Raw genomic sequence first — 18,928 nt, 5'->3', positions numbered from 1 at the left:
ATGACAAATAAAAAAGACAAGAAAAATGAAGTGACCACTTTTGATGTCCAAGTTGCAGAATTTATCCGCAACCATAAAAAGCAGGGTTCTGCGACAGATGACGAAATCAATGACCAGCTTGTCATTCCTTTCACCTTGGATGCGGACGGCATCGATGACCTTCTTCAGCGTATCCAAGACGCAGGGATTTCTATTGTGGACAAGGAAGGAAATCCTTCTGCGCGTGCTATGCAGGTAGAGGAAGAGCCAGAACTTTCTGATGAGGAATTACTTGGCAGCAACTCTGCCAAGGTCAATGACCCAGTTCGCATGTACCTCAAGGAAATCGGTGTTGTTCCCCTCTTGACCAACGAAGAAGAGCAGGAATTGGCGCTTGCTGTTGAAGCGGGCGATCCTGAGGCCAAGCAACGTTTGGCTGAGGCCAACCTGCGTTTGGTGGTATCTATTGCCAAGCGTTATGTTGGTCGTGGTATGCAGTTCCTTGATTTGATTCAAGAAGGCAATATGGGCTTGATGAAGGCCGTTGATAAATTTGATTACTCGAAAGGGTTCAAATTCTCGACCTATGCGACTTGGTGGATTCGTCAGGCCATTACCCGCGCCATTGCGGACCAGGCTCGTACCATCCGTATTCCTGTGCACATGGTGGAAACTATTAACAAGTTGGTCCGTGAGCAACGCAACCTCTTGCAGGAACTTGGTCAAGACCCAACGCCAGAACAAATTGCTGAGCGTATGGATATGACGCCTGAAAAAGTGCGTGAAATTTTGAAAATTGCTCAAGAGCCTGTGTCTCTGGAAACGCCAATTGGTGAGGAAGATGACAGCCATTTGGGGGATTTCATCGAGGACGAAGTAATTGAAAATCCAGTTGATTACACAACCCGCGTCGTTCTCCGTGAACAATTGGACGAGGTTCTGGATACCTTGACTGACCGCGAGGAAAATGTTCTCCGCCTGCGCTTTGGACTGGATGATGGAAAAATGCGCACCTTGGAAGATGTAGGCAAGGTCTTTAACGTAACCCGCGAACGCATCCGCCAAATCGAAGCCAAAGCCCTCCGCAAACTCCGCCATCCATCTCGCAGCAAACCACTCAGAGATTTTATTGAGGATTAAAACACCACTAACGTGGTGTTTTAACCCGAGCCTAGAAATAGGAAAGCGAGGCTAACCTCCGGGGGAGGTTTTGACACAAACTTGGTTTGTTTTATCTCCAACCTTCAACAGTCTCCCAGACTGTTGAAGCCTGCTTGAAAATAAGAGAGCAGGCTGTATGGGAGACAAAATCAACCGCTCGCTGAAAATTTGAAACAAGCGAAAGTCCGGGGGAGGTTTTGACACAAACTTGGTTTGTTTCTTTTCTAGTATTGAACTTGTGAACAAGAAAGAGAGAAAAATGACGTATACAGAAGAACAGGTAAAAGATATTCAAGAGCGTATTTTTCATGCTCTTGAAGATGTGATTGACCCTGAACTAGGGATTGATATTATCAATTTAGGGTTAATTTATGAAATCCGATTTATTGAGGGCAAGGCTGAAATTGATATGACCTTGACGACCATGGGCTGTCCCTTAGCTGATTTGATTACCGATCAAATTCATGATGTACTGAAGGATGTTCCTGAAGTAACAGAAGTAGATGTGAGACTGGTTTGGTCACCAGCTTGGACCGTTCAAAAAATGAGTCGTTATGCTCGAATTGCATTAGGAATAAAATAAAAAAACAAAATGGTTTCGAACGTTTGAAGCCATTTTTTTATTAATGTTTGGATTTTTTGTAAAAATTATTAAAAATACTACTTGTCAAAGAAGAATTTCCGTGTTACAATAAACATGCCTAGGAAAAGTTATTATACCTATTCTAGCAAATATCAGACCTATATGGGATGAGTAGCTCTGCTATTGATCATAACCAAAGCCTACGGACAGGCGGGTCGAATGCCGAAGCGTGGCGTGAGCCACATTATTGATAGGGTTAAAAGCCTACATTTTATAAGTTGATGTTAGGAAAGATTTCCTAATTTCTAGTTTTGTCAGTGTGGTGAAAGCACACGTCATCTTGTGAAACGGTCAATAAAGTACGTATATATTTGCACTGGAGAGTAGGAAACGGTAGGCACATAAACTCAAGAGAAGAATAAAAAACGTCAATTTAGATTGTAGAGCAGGATGAACCCTGCTCTTTTTACTTGTTTAAAAAAGGGTGGGAGTCCATCAAGCAAAGGAGTTTTTCAATATGAAAAATCAACACCAAGCCCCTATTTATCAGGGATTGGTACAGTTGCGCCGAAAAAGGATTGTTCCCTTTGATGTGCCTGGACATAAGCGGGGCCGGGGTAATCCAGAGTTGGTCGAACTGTTAGGAGAAAAATGCGTGGGGATTGATGTCAATTCCATGAAGCCCTTGGATAATCTAGGGCATCCCGTCTCCATTATTCGAGAGGCAGAGGAATTGGCGGCAGAAGCCTTTGGTGCCAGTCATGCCTTTCTTATGGTTGGAGGAACCACCTCCTCAGTCCAGACCATGATTTTGGCGACCTGTAAGGCGGGCGATAAGATTATCCTCCCCCGAAATGTCCACAAGTCAGCCCTCAATGCCCTTGTCCTTTGTGGTGCCATCCCTGTCTATGTGGATATGAGCGTGGAGCCACGGATTGGCATTGCTCTTGCCTTGGAAAATGCAGCCTTTGAACAGGCCATTGCAGAACACCCTGATGCGGTGGCGGTTCTAATCAACAATCCGACCTATTATGGCATCTGTTCGGACCTGCGAACCTTGACTGAAAAAGCTCACGCAGCGGGCATGAAAGTTTTGGTAGATGAGGCTCATGGTGCGCATTTGCATTTTTCGGACCAATTGCCAGAGGCAGCTATGGATGTGGGGGCTGATATGGCAGCTGTTTCCATGCATAAGTCAGGTGGTAGTCTGACCCAGAGTTCGCTTTTATTGGTCGGTCCAAATATGAATGTGGAGTATGTCCGTCAGATTATCAATCTGACCCAGTCGACATCCGCTTCCTATCTCTTGCTGGCTAGTTTGGATATTTCACGGAGAAATCTGGCCCTTCGTGGCAAAGAATCTTTTGAAAAGGTCATTGAAATGTCTGAGTATGCTCGTCGTGAAATCAATGCTATCGGTGGCTACTATGCCTATTCTAAGGAATTGATTGATGGCAAAACGGTGCATGATTTTGATGTAACCAAGCTCTCCATCTATACGCAGGGCATTGGTCTGACGGGGATTGAAGTCTATGATTTGTTGCGGGATGAGTACGACATCCAGATTGAATTTGGCGACATTGGCAATATCCTGGCCTATATTTCCATCGGTGACCGCCTGCAGGACATCGAGCGGCTGGTGGGGGCTCTGGCTGACATCAAGCGTCTCTACTCACGAGATGGTTCGGATTTGATTTCGGGAGAATACATCCAGCCGCAGCTGGTTTTGTCACCGCAGGAAGCCTTTTATGCGGAGCGGGAAAGCCGTTCCCTGCAAGAAGCAGTTGGTCAGGTCTGCGGAGAATTTGTTATGTGCTACCCGCCTGGTATTCCGCTCTTGGCTCCAGGTGAACGAGTGACTCAGGAAATTGTTGACTACATCATCTTTGCCAAGGAGCGCGGTTGCTCCGTCCAAGGTACAGAAGATCCAGATGTTAATTTTATCAATGTCATTAAGGAGGGTTAAAGATGGAAATGTGGTTTTCAGAAGTCCAAACGCCAGATGTCAAGTTATCCATTCGGACCAGCCAGCAGCTCTATGCTGGCAAGAGTGAATTTCAGGACATTGCTGTACTGGATTCACCAGCCTTTGGAAAGATTTTGACACTTAACGGTCGGGTTCTCTTTTCAGATGCAGATGATTTTGTTTACAACGAAATGGCTGTCCATGTGCCCATGGCCGTCCATCCCAATCCCAAGAAAATCTTGATTTTAGGTGGTGGAGATGGTGGCGTTGCCCAAGTTCTCAGTATGTATCCTGAAATCGAACGCATCGATGTGGTTGAGCCAGATGAACTCTTGGTTGAAGTGTGTCGTCAGTATTTCCCAGACTATGCCTCTGGCTTAGAAGATGAGCGGGTCGAGGTTTATTTACAGGATGGCCTGCGTTTCTTGCGCAACTGTGAAAACGAGTATGACATCATCATCAATGATGCGACAGATCCTTTTGGGCATACGGAAGGACTCTTTACCAAGGAATTTTACGGTAATGCCTATAGGGCTTTGAAGGAAGATGGGATCATGGTTTACCAACATGGTTCGCCATTTTATGACGAAGACGAGTCTGCTTTTCGTTCTATGCACAGAAAGGCGGCCCAATCCTTCCCTATCAGCCGTGTCTATCAGGCCCATATTCCGACATCTGCGGCAGGCTATTGGTTATTTGGCTTTGCTTCTAAAAAATACCATCCCATCGAAGATTTTGACAAGGAAAAATGGAAGGCGCGTCAGCTTTTCACAGAATACTATACCGCTAACCTCCACATCGGAGCATTTCTCTTGCCCCGCTATGTCGAAGATATTTTAGAAGAAGAGGAGAAAAAATAATGAGTCGTTTGTTAGTGATTGGTTGTGGTGGAGTTGCTCAGGTTGCCATCAGCAAGGTTTGCCAGGCAGAAGATACTTTCAAAGAGGTCATGATTGCCAGCCGTACCAAGTCAAAGTGTGATGATTTGAAGGCTGCCTTAGAAGGAAAAACTTCCGTAAAAATTGAAACTGCCCAAGTGGATGCGGATAAGGTAGAAGAAGTGATTGCCTTGATTGAAAGCTACCAACCAAAAGCTGTTTTGAACGTTGCCCTCCCATATCAAGATTTGACCATCATGGACGCTTGCTTGGCGACTGGTGTGGACTACATTGATACAGCCAATTATGAAAGTGAAGATACTGAAAATCCTGAATGGCGTGCTATTTACGAAAAACGTTGTGAAGAAGAAGGATTTACAGCCTACTTTGATTACTCATGGCAGTGGGCTTATAAGGAGCGTTTTGAAAAAGCAGGGCTGACAGCACTTTTGGGATCTGGATTTGATCCAGGTGTGACCAGTGTATTTTCTGCTTACGCATTGAAGCACTATTTCGATGAAATCCACTATATCGACATCCTAGACTGTAACGGTGGAGACCACGGCTATCCATTTGCGACCAACTTTAACCCTGAAATCAACTTGCGTGAGGTTTCTGCCCCAGGTTCCTACTGGGAAAATGGCAAATGGGTGGAAGTTGAAGCCATGTCTATCAAGCGAGAATATGACTTCCCAGAAGTGGGGCAGAAGGATATGTACCTCCTCCACCATGAAGAAATCGAATCTCTTGCTAAAAATATTCCAGGTGTCAAACGCATTCGCTTCTTTATGACTTTTGGTCAATCCTACTTGACTCACATGAAATGCTTGGAAAATGTTGGTCTCTTGCGGACTGACCCAATCAACTTTAATGGACATGAAGTAGTGCCTATTCAATTCCTCAAAGCTCTCTTGCCAGACCCAGCCAGCCTTGGTCCTCGTACTGTTGGAAAAACCAACATCGGCTGTATTTTCACAGGTGTCAAGGACGGCGTGGAGAAAACTATTTACATCTACAACGTTTGTGACCATCAAGAGTGCTACAAAGAGGTCGGTTCCCAGGCTATTTCCTACACAACTGGTGTGCCAGCTATGATTGGAACCAAGCTTGTCATGGACGGAACTTGGAAAAAACCAGGCGTTTACAACTTGGAAGAATTGGATCCAGATCCATTTATGGACTTGCTCAACCAATATGGTCTACCTTGGCAAGTAGTAGAAAATCCTGTTTTGGTGGACTAGATGAGAATCGATCAAGTCCCAATACCAGCCTATGTCATTGACGAAGCTAAGCTGGTAAAAAATCTAGAAATTCTCAAGTCGGTCCAAGACGATACAGGCTGTAAGGTCCTCTTAGCTCAAAAAGCCTTTTCCATGTACGCTACCTATCCCCTTATCAGCCAATATCTGGCTGGAACCACCGCATCTGGTCTTTATGAAGCTAAACTCGGTCGTGAGGAGTTTGGGGGCGAAGTCCATGTCTTTGCCCCTGCCTTTAAGGATGCGGATTTGGAGGAGATTTTGGAAATTGCAGACCATATCGTCTTTAACTCAGAGCGCCAACTCCGCAAGCACGTGGACAAATGCCGAGCAGCTGGAGTCAGTGTCGGTCTGCGGATCAATCCAGAATGTTCGACCCAAGGTGAACATGCCCTCTATGATCCCTGCGCAGCGGGTTCTCGTTTCGGTGTTCGCATTGACCAGTTTTCAGAAGACCTGCTGGACTTGGTGGATGGCCTGCATTTTCACACCCTCTGTGAGCAAAATTCGGATGATTTGAAAACGACCTTGGATGCTGTCGAGGCTAAATTCGGCCCCTATCTACACCGTATTAAATGGCTCAATATGGGAGGTGGTCACCATGTGACCAGAGAGGATTATGATCTGGACTTGCTGATTTCCTCTATCCAGCATATGCAGGAAACCTATGGATTAGAAGTCTACATTGAGCCCGGCGAGGCCATCGCCCTCAATGCGGGCTATCTGGTGACAGAAGTTTTAGACATTGTCGAAAATGGCATTGAGACGCTGGTTTTGGATGCTTCGGCTACTTGCCATATGCCAGATGTCTTGGAAATGCCCTATCGCCCACCGCTGCGAAATGGCTTTGAGGCTGGAGAGAAGGAATTTACTTACAGACTATCTTCCAATACCTGTCTGACGGGCGACATCATCGGCGATTATTCCTTTGAAAAGCCTGTGGAGATTGGCGATAAGCTCTATTTTGAAGATATGGCCATCTATTCTTTTGTCAAAAACAATACTTTCAACGGCATCGGTCTGCCAAGTTTGGTCTTGATGGACAAGACTGGTGACTGCCGAATTATCAAGGAATTTGGTTATGAAGATTTCAAGGGGAGGTTGTCATGATAGAAAGTCCAAAAGCGGCTGGCTACCGCATGCCTGCTGAGTATGAGCCCCATCACGGGACACTAATGGTGTGGCCGACCCGTCCTGGTTCCTGGCCCTTTGATGGTCAGGGGGCGAAAAAAGCCTTCAGCCAGGTCATTAAAACCATTGCTGAAAGCGAGCAGGTCTATCTCTTGGTCGATGAGGCACACCGTGAGGAGGCTCAATCCATGCTGGGTGATGGTGTAACCTACCTGGACATTCCCACAAACGACGCTTGGGCGCGTGATACAGGTCCGACGGTCTTGGTTCATGAAAATGGCAGAGCTTTATCTGTCGATTGGGCTTTTAACGCTTGGGGCGGAAGCTATGATGGTCTTTATCAGGACTATGAAGCAGATGATCAGGTGGCTAGTCGATTTAGTCAGGCCATCGGTCTACCAGTCCATGATGCCCATCCCTTTGTCCTAGAAGGTGGAGCCATCCATAGCGATGGTGAAGGAACCATCTTGGTGACCGAATCCTGTTTGCTCAGCCCAGGCCGCAATCCTCATCTGACCAAGGACCAGATTGAGCAAGTGCTTCTAGATACTCTCGGAGCAAAAAAGGTCCTCTGGCTTCCATACGGAATTTTCAATGATGAAACCAATGAACACGTGGACAATGTTGCGGCCTTTGTCGGTCCAGCTGAGCTGGTCTTGGCCTGGACAGATGATGAGTCAGATCTCCAATATGCCCTGTCCAAGGCAGATTGGGACTACTTGGAAAAGCAAGTGGATGCCAAGGGTAGAAAGTTGACCATTCACAAACTGCCTATTCCCAAACATCCTATTCTAATAACAGAAGAGGATTTGCCAGGCTATGTCTATGAAGCGGGGGAGGAAGAAAGGACTGTTGGAGAACGCTTGGCGGCTTCCTATGTGAATTTTTACATCAGCAACGGTGCGGTTCTGGTGCCCCAGTTTGATGATGAGCATGATGCGCAGGCACTGCATCTCCTAGCGCAGCTTTTTCCAACCAGAAAAGTCGTCGGTATACCAGCACGAGACATCCTGCTAGGAGGTGGGAATATTCACTGTATCACCCAGCAAATTCCCCTTTATGGGGCTAAATGTCCCTGATATAGCGTCAAGTCGGTTTGGCATACTCTAGTATAGCCTGTACCGCCTTTCCTTATCTCAGGTACATTCTATCTCCCATAAAGAATTTATGAAAAGGATAAATAATATGAGAAATGTTACTGTAGCAGCTGTCCAGATGCAGTGTAGTCAGAACCTTCGGGAAAATCTGGCGACCGCAGAGCGTTTGGTCAGACAGGCTGCTGGTCAGGGAGCGCAGATTATTCTCCTGCCTGAACTCTTTGAGCGTCCTTATTTTTGTCAAGAACGCCAGTATGATTATTATAACTATGCCAAGTCTGTAGATGAGAATGATGCTGTTCAGCACTTTATTCCTATTGCCAAGGAATTGCAAGTTGTCTTGCCTATTTCCTTCTATGAAAAAGATGGAAATAGCCTCTACAATTCCATTGCGGTCATTGATGTGGATGGTAGTGTTTTGGGAGTTTACCGCAAGACGCATATCCCTGACGACCATTATTATCAGGAGAAGTTTTACTTCACGCCTGGAAATACTGGATTCAAGGTCTGGGAAACACGTTATGCTAAGATTGGCATTGGCATCTGTTGGGACCAATGGTTTCCAGAAACTGCTCGCTGTTTAGCGCTGAATGGAGCAGAATTGCTCTTTTATCCAACAGCTATTGGTTCGGAGCCGATTTTGGATACAGATAGCCAAGGACATTGGCAACGAACCATGCAGGGCCATGCGGCAGCCAACATCACGCCAGTCATTGCAGCCAACCGTATTGGCTTGGAAGACGTGCAGCCTTCTGCAGAAAATGGCGGTCAATCGTCTAGCTTGCGTTTCTATGGTTCCTCTTTCTTGACAGATGAAACAGGTGAATTGATTGAGAAAGCAGGTCGTGAGGAGGAAGCTGTCTTGCTTGCTACTTATGATTTGGACAAGGGAGCGCGTGAGCGTTTAGACTGGGGACTCTTTAGAGATCGTAGACCGCACATGTACAGGTCTATTTGTCAATAGTGTTCAACCTATTCTCCAAGTTCTGTGAGTACGGATCGGCAGTTTTCGTCAGCGGTCAGTCAAACTTGGACAGAAGCTAGTGACACAGGCGTGACAGACTTTACGCGCGGATTGACTGCTACACAAGAAGAATTTAGTTTTAATTGGACACTGAAAGACTATGATAGTTTGGTAACTGGGATGAAAGAGGATGCCACTGGGGATAGTTTGTCGGATATCATTGAGAAATATGGAAAACCTTCATCAGCTAGATTCGGCGAATATTCAGAAGAATACTTATTTTTAACTTACGCTGCTATGGAGTATGGGATCAATGAAGACCAGCGAAACCTTAAATTGGTCTTTTATAAAAATGGTTCAGACTACTATTTAATGAATAAGGAAGTCTTTTATTTACCAGATGACCAGTTCCCGACCAAGGAAGCAGATCCAAATACGAATTTGTGGACCAAAGAAGTGTTTCAGCAAGTCATCGTGGGAGATAGCAATACAGGACAAGGCGGGATGGGCTATGAAGAGGTGATTGCTTTGGGAGGTCTACCATATGAAGCTACTCTGTTTGCTTATGGAGGAGGAATTTTCGAAGAAAGGAAAGAACTTCAAATATTTTACAAAAATGGATCTGGTTCAAAGCAAACATTCGTAGATTTTCGATTTGTTCGACAAAAAGATGGAATTTACAGAGTATACGCAAAAAATGGAACCTTTTATAACTAAGGTCAGCACTAAAAAATCCTCATCTAAACGCATAGATGAGGATTTTTTTTATTGTAAGAATTGTTGTAACCACTGGCTGCCGTAAATCCAAAAATAACTATAGGCAACGATGGAAACCGGACGGCAGAGGAGGGTGATGAGAATGAATTTTCGGTAGCTCATACTGGTCAATCCTGTAATCATGACAACGATATCCGCAGGCGAAATGGGCGATAGCATACAGAGGATAAAGAATATCTCGTAACCGCGCTTGTTGTCAATCTTGCTTTCATATTTGTAGAAGGTTTCTTCAGACATAAAGAGCAGGCAGAATTTTTTGCCGTAGCGTCTGGCCAACCAGAAGAGGATAATACCGCCGACAAAAATACCAATGTAATTGAGCAAAAAGCCCCACCAAAAATTAAATACTAGAAATCCGACAACAGTAGTAACACCACCGGGAATGATAGGGAAAACAACCTGAATGATTTGTAGCAATAAAAAGGACAGACTACCCAGTGCCCCTTGACTCTTGATGAAGTGACTGAGGATATTTTGGTCATTTAGAATCCCGATTTTATAGAGCCAAAAGAGGAAAACAGCCGTTCCAATCAAGGTTAGAACGCTTAGGACCTGGATGGCTTTTTGAGAGAATTTGTACATGATATTACTTTACCATATTTCTAGAAAATTTGAAAATGAAATTAAGCGATTGCAGTCTTGCAATTTTTACTAAAATCTGTTATACTAACCAAGTATCAAACCTACGGGGTTGTTACGGATTCGACAGGCATTATGAGGCTTGTTCTGCAACTCATCGGCAGATGTAAAAATGCCAGTTAAATATAACTGCAAAAAATACAAACACTTACGCATTAGCAGCTTAATAACCTGCCTGCGTGACCAGTCGCGAATTGCTTGTGTTTGCTGATTGGTCTTAAAATAACAAGCTACGTTGGGATTGAGTTAGGCTGTCCCAAAAGAGATGTACTAACTCGCTTGGTCTGGATTTGAGTTATGTATCGAGCCCAAGTTAAAGCAAGACATAACCTATGGTTGTAGACGAATAAGTTAGCAGGTGTTTGGACGTGGGTTCGACTCCCACCAGCTCCATATATGGAAGATTACTCAAGAGGCTCAAGAGGCCGTGTTGGAAACGCGGTAGGCGTGTAACAGCGTGCGTGGGTTCGAATCCCATGTCTTCCGTATAGAAATGAAGGAACAGCATTGACTGTTCTTTTTCTTTTGCAAAATAAGGCTCTCTACTAGCTACAAAAGTAACTGGCAGAGAGCGTTTTTCTTTTTATTGTAGGTTCAATTTCTTGGTCATGATGTAATGGGTACCAAAGTAGTAGGCGAAGGCCAATATAATGTTGATTAGGACCATTACTGGGTTTGGATAGAGTGATAAGGGTGAACCGAACATTCCTTCCAGATTATTTAAATACAGCAGATTCGTCAAAATGCCGACCACGACTGTGATACCGATATAGGTGATAATCGCGAACAGGAGACGGTGGTCCTTGAAGAGTTGACCGACAGAAACTGAAAAATAGATAAGCAGAATCCAAGTAATGGCACCGATAAAACTGTCAATTAAGTAGCTAGCTAGTGATGCCACATTTATCTGTTCCAGAACAACTTGTAGATCTGGAAGAACCTCGCCGGTGTTTATCAGGAGGACTGTTATGACGATACCAATGGAAAGAACGGCTGTAATACCAGACAAGAGATACCAAACCAGAGAGGCAAAGAGCTTGCTGAGGATGATTTGGTGCTCATTGACAGGTAAAGTCATGGTCAAATAGCCCTGTCTACCATAGACATTTTTCCGGAAACGATTGATAATCATAAGGAAGGTTGAGAGGAAGAGGGCTGCTACTAGGATACCGAAAATCATGAAGGCGGATCCCACGAAAATCCCTTCAGCTATTTCAGGCTGATCAGAACGGCTGGATATGGCTTGTACCCAAAAAGCAAGCACAGTGGCTAAAGCTAGGGTTCCGGCATAGATACCGAAGTACCACTTGCCCACAGATTGGAATTCGTATTTTACCAATTTCTTAAACATAATTATCTCCTATTTGACTAAGCTTTGAAATCCTGACGGAAGAGTTGATCGATAGACTCACCCGTTTCAATCCGCAAATCGTCGACATTTCCTTGACGTATAACACTTCCATAATGAAGAAAGATGACCTCATCCAAAATTTGCTCTACATCTGAAATCAAGTGGGTAGAGATGATGACAGAAGAAGTAGGCGAATAGTTGTTGACAATGGTTGTGAGGATGTAGTCGCGGGCTGCAGGGTCTACACCACCGATTGGCTCATCCAAGACATAGAGCTGGGCCTGGCGGCTCATGACCAAAATCAACTGCACCTTTTCCTTGTTTCCTTTTGACAGGTGTTTCATGCGGGCGTTGAGGTCAATTCCTAGGTCCTGCAAGAGATGGATGGCCCGTTCCTTGTCAAAATCTGCGTAAAAATCCGTGAAGAATGTGAGGGCATCTGAAACCTTCATATGCTCGTCCAGATAGGTCGTATCTGGCAGATAGGACACGATAGCCTTGGTCTCTGGTGAAGGAGTGCGGCCGTTGATAATGATTTGGCCATATTCAGGCTGGAGCAAACCGTTTAAGAGCTTGATGAGAGTGGTCTTACCAGAACCGTTTGGACCCAGGAGACCGATGATTTTTCCAGCGCCTAATTTCAGGTTGACATTGTTGAGGGCAACAGCTCCGCCATAAGATTTTGAAACTTGTTGCAGTTCGACTAAAGTATATGGGTTATTCATAGCTAATTCCTTTCAAATAATCATCCAATCGTTCGGTCAATTCGTCCTGGCTAAAACCGAGGTCCAACATATTGTTGATAAAGTTTTCCAATTCCTTTTGCGCCAGGTGGAGGCGGGTCTGAGTAATCAGTTCCTGGTTGTCTGTCACATAGCGGCCTGTTGTGCGGACGGAGTAGACAAAACCTTCTGCCTCCAAGTCGGACAGGGCCCGCTGGACCGTGTTTGGGTTGACACCGGCAATTTCAGCCAGGTCCCGCACGGTTGGCAACTTATCTCCAGGTTTTAATTGATTGGTTACAATTTGTAATTTAATTGTATTGGTGATTTGGATATAGATGGGCATGTTGTTATCAAATTTCCAAGCCATAAGAGAATCCTTTCCGGGAGACAGGCTCCCTGTGTTCTTGTTCTGATTACATAATACAATAATATTTTTAAGAATGCAAGCGAAAAGAGACGATATTTTGAAAAAAATTAGAAGGAATTTTTGATATAATATAGAAAAAGGAGGTAGCCATGCTAGCACAATTAGATACCAAAACCGTCTATACCTTTATGGATAGCATGGTCACCATTGACCGCTATGTCCAGCAGGCCAAAGAGCTGGGCTATCGGACCATTGGGATGATGGATAGGGATAATCTCTATGCAGCCTACAGTTTTATGGAAAGCTGTCAATTAGTTGGTCTACAGCCTGTCATTGGTTGTGAGTTCGACTGGGATTTGGCTGGCTATGAGCATCCAATTGCCACGAAATTAGTAGCCCTGTCTACGACTGGCTATCGCAATCTCCTTAAGATATCAACGGCCAAGATGCTGGGACAGGATGATTTTGAGAGCATTCGTCAGTATCTGCAAGATGTGGCCCTTATCCTGCCTTATTTTCCAGGAATTGACCAGTTAGACCTGGGGCTGGATTTTTATATTGGTGTGGGCTTGGAAACACCTGTCCAAGAGTTTACACAACCTATCTTGCCTCTCTATCCCGTTCGTTTGTTTGACCGAGAGCAGGCTCAGGCCCTCCAGGTGCTGAGGGCAATTCGGGATAATGTCCAGCTCAACCAAGTCCCTGACTTGGAGCCAGGTCAGGTCCTTTTATCGGCAGATAGTCTGAAAGACTTGTTTAGCAGCCGCTTTCCACAGGCAGTGGTCAATCTGGAAAAACTGGTTCAAGGTATTTCCTATGATTTGGACAAAAGTCTCAAATTACCACGTTTCAACAGACAACGGTCGGCAGTAGAAGAACTTCGCGAGCAGGCTGAGGCAGGCTTGCGAGAAAAAGGCTTATTTGAGCCGGCTTATCAAGAGCGATTGGATAGGGAATTGGCTGTCATTCACAAGATGGGCTTTGATGACTATTTCCTTATCGTCTGGGACCTCTTGCGCTTTGGACGTAGCCAGGGCTACTATATGGGAATGGGACGGGGGTCTGCAGTAGGGAGCTTGGTGGCCTATGCTCTTAATATCACAGGCATTGACCCGGTCAAGCACAATCTGCTCTTCGAACGGTTCCTAAATGAAGAACGCTATTCCATGCCGGATATTGATATTGATATTCCGGATATTCATCGACCAGACTTTATCCACTATGTTCGTGACCGTTATGGCTCGACCCATGCTGCCCAAATTGTGACCTATTCGACCTTTGGGGCCAAGCAGGCTATAAGGGATGTTTTCAAACGCTTTGGCACGCCCGAATACGAGTTGACCAACATTACCCGCAAGATTTCTTTTAAAGACAGTCTTGCATCAGCCTATCAGCGCAATGCTTCCTTCCGCCAGCTCATCAACAGTAAAATAGAGTACCAGAAGGCCTTTGCTATTGCCCAGCAGATTGAAGGGCAGCCTCGCCAGACCTCTATCCACGCAGCCGGTGTCGTTATGAGTGATGAAGAGCTGACGGATACAATTCCCCTAAAAATGGGTGAGGACATGCTGATTACCCAGTATGATGCCCATGCTGTCGAGGCCAATGGTCTGTTGAAAATGGACTTCTTGGGCCTGCGTAACCTGACCTTTGTCCAAAAAATGGCCCAAGCTGTGGCTGATAAATATGGGAAAACTATTGATATTGCCGGTATTGACCTGGAAGATTCACTTACCTTGGCGCTCTTTGCTGCTGGTAAAACCAAGGGGATCTTCCAGTTTGAACAACCGGGAGCTATCAATCTCCTCCAGAGGGTCAAGCCCAACCGATTTGAAGATGTGGTAGCGACAACCAGTCTCAACCGACCAGGTGCCAGCGACTATATCGATAATTTTGTCAAACGCAAGCAAGGTCAGGAAGAGATTGATTTGCTGGATTCGTCCGTTGCAAACATTCTCCGACCAACCTATGGCATTATGCTCTACCAGGAGCAGGTCATGCAGATAGCCCAGGTTTATGCTGGGTTTACTCTGGGGAAAGCCGATTTGCTCCGCAGGGCCATGTCCAAGAAAAAGGCTGAGGAGATGCAGGCCATGGAGGCGGATTTTCTGGCAGGAGCGCTAGCCAATGGACATGAGGAAACCAAGGCCAAGAAGATTTTTGCCATGATGGCCAAGTTTGCAGGTTATGGATTTAACCGCAGTCATGCCTACGCCTATTCGGCCCTGGCCTTCCAAATGGCCTATTTCAAGACCCACTATCCGGACATCTTCTTTGATGTCATGCTGAATTTCTCTAGCAGTACATATATAACGGATGCCCTGCAATTTGACTTTCAGGTGGCTAGGTTGTCGATGAACACCATTCCCTACTATGACAAGTTCGACAAGTCCAAGATTTATCTAGGCTTGAAAAATATCAAGGGTCTGCCCAAGGATTTCTCCCTCTGGTTGATTGAAAACCGTCCCTACAAGTCGGTCGAAGATTTTATCTTGAAACTGCCTGCCCAGTATAAAAAGAAGGATTTGCTGACTCCGCTCATTCACATCGGTTTATTTGATGAATTTGAGTCCAATCGCAAGAAGATAGTAGAAAATCTGGACAATCTCTTTGTCTTTGCAGATGCCTTTGGTAGCTTTTTTGCGGAGGAGACCTATAGCTGGCTCCAGTCGGACTACTTTAATGATAGTGAAAAATACCAGCTGGAACAGGCCGTGCTAGGTATCGGTATCAGTCCTCATCCTCTGATTAAGCTCCGACAGGAGACCCAGCGACCTGTGACCGATTTAGGCGATTTGGTGGCTGGAAATCGGGTGACCATCCTGATACAAGTTCAGTCTATCCGCCGGATTCGGACCAAGAAATCGGGTCAGCCCATGGCCTTTCTACAAGTGACCGATATGAAAGATAAATCGGAAGTCACGGTCTTTCCGGAACTCTACCAACAGACAGGGCAGTTCTTGAAGGAAGGGGATATCCTCTACGTAACTGGCAAGGTCCAGGAAAGGGAGGGACAGTTACAACTGGTGGCTGACAAGTTAGAAATAGTCAGTCTGGAAAAGCTGTGGATTTTACTGGAAAACCGGGAGCATGACCATGCAGTTGCTCGAATTTTAGCCAAATATAAGGGATCAATTCCTGTCGTTCTGCATTACCAAGACAGCAATCAGACCATTCAGGTAAACCAGTTTCAAGTGATGAAAACGCCTCAATTAGAGCAAGAGTTGGCTGAATTTGCTATGAAAACGGTTTTTCGTTGAAAAAGCGTAAAAAGACGAGCAAGATCTAGTCAAGTGTGTTATAATAAGGCAGTTAAATTGAAAATTGAAGGAGCATATAATGAAGCGTATTGGTGTTTTGACCAGTGGCGGTGACGCACCTGGTATGAATGCTGCCATTCGTGCAGTTGTTCGCCAAGCAATCTCAGAAGGAATGGAAGTATACGGTATCAATGAAGGCTATGCTGGAATGGTTGCCGGAGATATCCATGAATTGTCTGCACGCTCAGTAGGAGATATCATTTCTCGTGGTGGTACCTTCCTCGGTTCAGCTCGTTATCCTGAATTTGCCCAATTGGAAGGTCAATTAAAAGGGATTGAACAGCTGAAAAAACATGGTATTGAAGGCGTTGTTGTTATCGGTGGTGACGGTTCTTACCACGGTGCGATGCGCCTGACAGAGCATGGTTTCCCAGCAATTGGTTTGCCAGGAACAATCGATAATGATATCGTAGGAACAGACTTTACCATCGGTTTTGATACAGCTGTGACTACAGCTATGGATGCCATTGATAAGATTCGTGACACATCTTCTAGTCACCGTCGTACCTTTGTTATCGAAGTAATGGGTCGCCATGCAGGTGACATTGCCCTTTGGTCAGGTATCGCATCAGGTGCGGACGTTATCGTTGTGCCGGAAGAAGAGTTTGATATCAAGGATATTGTTGCTCGCATCAAGGCAGGTTATGACAATGGCAAGAAACATAGCATTATTGTCTTGGCAGAAGGTGTTATGCCAGCAGCTCAATTTGCTGAAGAATTGAAAGCAGCTGGTGACACAAGTGACCTTCGTGTGACGGAACTTGGTCACATCCAACGTGGTGGTTCACCAACAGCTCGTGACCGCGTTCTTGCGTCACGTATGGGTGCTCACGCTGTTAAATTGCTCAAAGAAGGCCGTGGTGGACTTGCTGTCGGTATCCGCAATGAGCAAATGGTGGAAAACCCAATCCTTGGTACTGCCGAAGAAGGTGCCTTGTTTAGCCTCACTGATGAAGGTAAGATTGTCGTTAACAATCCGCACAAAGCAGACCTTGACATGGCTGAGTTGAACCGTAACTTGTCTATCTAATAGATAGTCTAGAAAATTAGTTATTAAGGTCATAAGACCAGAAATAAGAAGGAGTTTAGTTAAGATGAACAAACGTGTTAAAATCGTTGCAACCCTTGGACCTGCGGTAGAATTCCGCGGTGGTAAGAAATTCGGTGAGTCAGGTTACTGGGGTGAGCAGTTGGATGTTGAAGCATCAGCTGAAAAAATCGCTCAATTGATTACTGAAGGTGCTAACGTTTTCCGTTTCAACTTCTCACATGGTGACCATGCTGAGCAAGGTGCACGTATGGCAACTGTACGTCGCGCAGAAGAAATCGCTGGCAAAAAAGTAGGTTTCTTGCTTGATACAAAAGGTCCTGAAATCCGTACTGAATTGTTCGAATCAGGCGAAGGTGAGTACGCTTATAAGACTGGTGACCAATTGCGTGTTGCTACAAAACAAGGTATCAAGTCAACTCAAGAAGTGATTGCCTTGAACGTTGCTGGTGGCCTAGACATCTTCGACGACGTTGAAGTTGGTAAGCAAATTCTTGTTGACGATGGTAAACTAGGTTTGACTGTTATTGCCAAAGATGAAGAAAAACGTGAATTTATCGTTGGTGTTGAGAACGATGGCGTTATTGCTAAGCAAAAAGGTGTAAACATTCCTTACACTAAGATTCCTTTCCCAGCGCTTGCTGAGCGTGACGATGCGGATATCCGTTTCGGTCTTGAACAAGGTCTTAACTTCATCGCTATCTCATTCGTTCGTACTGCACAAGACGTTGAGTCAGTTCGTGCTATCTTGAAAGAGACCGGTAACGAACACGTACAACTCTTCTCTAAAATCGAAAACCAACAAGGTATCGACAATATTGATGAAATCATCGAAGCTTCAGATGGTATCATGATTGCGCGTGGTGACATGGGTATCGAAGTACCATTTGAAATGGTTCCAGTTTACCAAAAAATGATCATCAAGAAAGTCAATGCAGCTGGTAAAGCAGTTATCACAGCTACAAACATGTTGGAAACAATGACTGACAAGCCACGTGCAACTCGTTCAGAAATCTCTGACGTCTTCAACGCTGTTATCGACGGTACAGATGCTACTATGCTTTCAGGTGAGTCAGCTAACGGTAAATACCCAGTTGAATCAGTTCGCACTATGGCAACTGTTAACAAAAACGCACAAACTCTTCTTAACGAGTACGGTCGTTTGAACTCTGACACTTTCAACCGTTCATCTAAAACTGAGGTTGTGGCATCTGCGGTTAAAGATGCTTGCCACTCAATGGATATCAAGTTGGTCGTAACAGTTTCAGAAACTGGTTACACTGCGCGTGCTATCTCTAAATACCGTCCAGATGCAGACATCTTGGCAATTACTTTCACTGAGAAAGTTCAGAAATCATTGATGCTTAACTGGGGTGTCATCCCAGTTGTGACAGACCGTCCAAATTCAACAGACGATATGTTCGACTTGGCTGAGCGTATTGCTAAGGAAGAAGGACTTGTTGTTGCAGGTGATAACATTGTAATCGTTGCTGGTGTACCAGTAGGTGTAGCAGGTTCTACAAACACAATGCGTGTGCGCACCGTACAATAATAATGGCTCTTTGTCAACTGTAGTGGGTAGATGAAAAGCTAACACCTAGAGAGGACGAAATTCGTTCTCTCATTTTTGATGTTTAAAGCAATATATATCTTGTTTTTAAAGTTCGTAAAGTTCCTAAATCC

Annotated in this window: 16 protein-coding genes, 1 tRNA gene and 1 other RNA gene; 14 read left to right on the top strand and 4 right to left on the bottom strand. The window is 45.0% G+C overall.

All coding sequences use genetic code 11. From position 1 onward, the window contains the following. The 9 genes from rpoD (at window position 1) to ACVC7T_RS09130 (ending at window position 9,735) form a co-directional block, all read left to right on the top strand. Entirely contained in the window at window positions 1–1,119 is a 1,119-nt protein-coding gene (rpoD, locus tag ACVC7T_RS09170; protein WP_105111872.1) for an RNA polymerase sigma factor RpoD, read from the top strand. A gap of 280 nt (window positions 1,120–1,399) precedes the next feature. Then, window positions 1,400–1,723 carry a metal-sulfur cluster assembly factor gene (locus ACVC7T_RS09165; RefSeq protein ID WP_029172169.1) on the top strand — a complete coding sequence of 108 codons (324 nt, stop codon included), beginning with the start codon at window positions 1,400–1,402 and terminating at the stop codon, window positions 1,721–1,723. Between the two features lie 517 nt (window positions 1,724–2,240). Then, entirely contained in the window at window positions 2,241–3,689 is a 1,449-nt protein-coding gene (locus ACVC7T_RS09160; RefSeq protein WP_447262833.1) for an aminotransferase class I/II-fold pyridoxal phosphate-dependent enzyme, read from the top strand. 2 nt (window positions 3,690–3,691) lie between these two features. Then, complete coding sequence (gene speE, locus ACVC7T_RS09155; RefSeq protein ID WP_172053564.1) at window positions 3,692–4,549, top strand: polyamine aminopropyltransferase; 858 nt, start codon at window positions 3,692–3,694, stop codon at window positions 4,547–4,549. Beyond that, entirely contained in the window at window positions 4,549–5,808 is a 1,260-nt protein-coding gene (locus tag ACVC7T_RS09150) for a saccharopine dehydrogenase family protein (RefSeq protein WP_447262832.1), read from the top strand. Before speE ends, ACVC7T_RS09150 begins: the two co-directional genes overlap by 1 nt. Beyond that, entirely contained in the window at window positions 5,809–6,936 is a 1,128-nt protein-coding gene (gene nspC / locus ACVC7T_RS09145; RefSeq protein ID WP_447262831.1) for a carboxynorspermidine decarboxylase, read from the top strand. After that, window positions 6,933–8,036, top strand: coding sequence for an agmatine deiminase (aguA, locus tag ACVC7T_RS09140; RefSeq protein WP_447262830.1), 1,104 nt, complete (start codon window positions 6,933–6,935; stop codon window positions 8,034–8,036). Before nspC ends, aguA begins: the two co-directional genes overlap by 4 nt. A gap of 106 nt (window positions 8,037–8,142) precedes the next feature. Then, a complete protein-coding gene (gene aguB, locus ACVC7T_RS09135; protein WP_447262829.1) occupies window positions 8,143–9,018 on the top strand; it encodes an N-carbamoylputrescine amidase in 876 nt (291 codons plus the stop codon). Window positions 9,019–9,108: 90 nt separating this feature from the next. After that, on the top strand, window positions 9,109–9,735 hold the full coding sequence (locus tag ACVC7T_RS09130) for a hypothetical protein (RefSeq protein WP_105160551.1): 627 nt from the start codon (window positions 9,109–9,111) through the stop codon (window positions 9,733–9,735). A gap of 48 nt (window positions 9,736–9,783) precedes the next feature. Here ACVC7T_RS09130 and ACVC7T_RS09125 read toward each other — a convergent pair whose 3' ends face one another. Then, window positions 9,784–10,377, bottom strand: a complete 594-nt coding sequence (locus ACVC7T_RS09125; RefSeq protein ID WP_394733568.1) for a TVP38/TMEM64 family protein — start codon at window positions 10,375–10,377, stop codon at window positions 9,784–9,786. Between the two features lie 105 nt (window positions 10,378–10,482). Between ACVC7T_RS09125 and ssrA the strand changes: the two genes are divergently transcribed. After that, window positions 10,483–10,830, top strand: a transfer-messenger RNA (tmRNA) gene (gene ssrA, locus ACVC7T_RS09120). A gap of 2 nt (window positions 10,831–10,832) precedes the next feature. Then, window positions 10,833–10,920 (top strand) — tRNA-Ser (locus tag ACVC7T_RS09115). Between the two features lie 97 nt (window positions 10,921–11,017). Here ACVC7T_RS09115 and ACVC7T_RS09110 read toward each other — a convergent pair. From ACVC7T_RS09110 to ACVC7T_RS09100, 3 genes are read right to left on the bottom strand one after another with little or no spacing between them, the layout of a single operon-like run. Further along, window positions 11,018–11,785: an ABC transporter permease gene (locus tag ACVC7T_RS09110; protein ID WP_394731368.1), complete on the bottom strand. Its 768-nt coding sequence runs from the start codon at window positions 11,783–11,785 to the stop codon at window positions 11,018–11,020. Between the two features lie 17 nt (window positions 11,786–11,802). Then, window positions 11,803–12,510 (bottom strand): ABC transporter ATP-binding protein, encoded by a 708-nt coding sequence (locus ACVC7T_RS09105; RefSeq protein ID WP_394731367.1) that lies wholly within the window; start codon window positions 12,508–12,510, stop codon window positions 11,803–11,805. Beyond that, the gene (locus ACVC7T_RS09100) at window positions 12,503–12,877 is read right to left on the bottom strand and encodes a GntR family transcriptional regulator (protein ID WP_105111857.1); all 375 of its coding nucleotides are present in this window, start codon (window positions 12,875–12,877) and stop codon (window positions 12,503–12,505) included. The genes ACVC7T_RS09105 and ACVC7T_RS09100 overlap by 8 nt, the downstream gene beginning before the upstream one ends. A gap of 149 nt (window positions 12,878–13,026) precedes the next feature. Here ACVC7T_RS09100 and ACVC7T_RS09095 point away from each other — a divergent pair, with 149 nt between their 5' ends. From ACVC7T_RS09095 to pyk, 3 genes are all read left to right on the top strand, one after another. Continuing rightward, window positions 13,027–16,137, top strand: a complete 3,111-nt coding sequence (locus tag ACVC7T_RS09095) for a DNA polymerase III subunit alpha (protein WP_447262828.1) — start codon at window positions 13,027–13,029, stop codon at window positions 16,135–16,137. 79 nt (window positions 16,138–16,216) lie between these two features. Beyond that, window positions 16,217–17,227: a 6-phosphofructokinase gene (pfkA, locus tag ACVC7T_RS09090; protein ID WP_172073595.1), complete on the top strand. Its 1,011-nt coding sequence runs from the start codon at window positions 16,217–16,219 to the stop codon at window positions 17,225–17,227. Window positions 17,228–17,291: 64 nt separating this feature from the next. Further along, window positions 17,292–18,797, top strand: a complete 1,506-nt coding sequence (pyk, locus tag ACVC7T_RS09085; RefSeq protein ID WP_105111854.1) for a pyruvate kinase — start codon at window positions 17,292–17,294, stop codon at window positions 18,795–18,797. The last annotated feature ends 131 nt before the right edge of the window (window positions 18,798–18,928 follow it).

This window comes from Streptococcus sp. P25B114, assembly GCF_053010325.1.
Note: the sequence above shows the minus strand (reverse complement) of the source record. Positions and strands in the feature narration are given on the sequence as shown.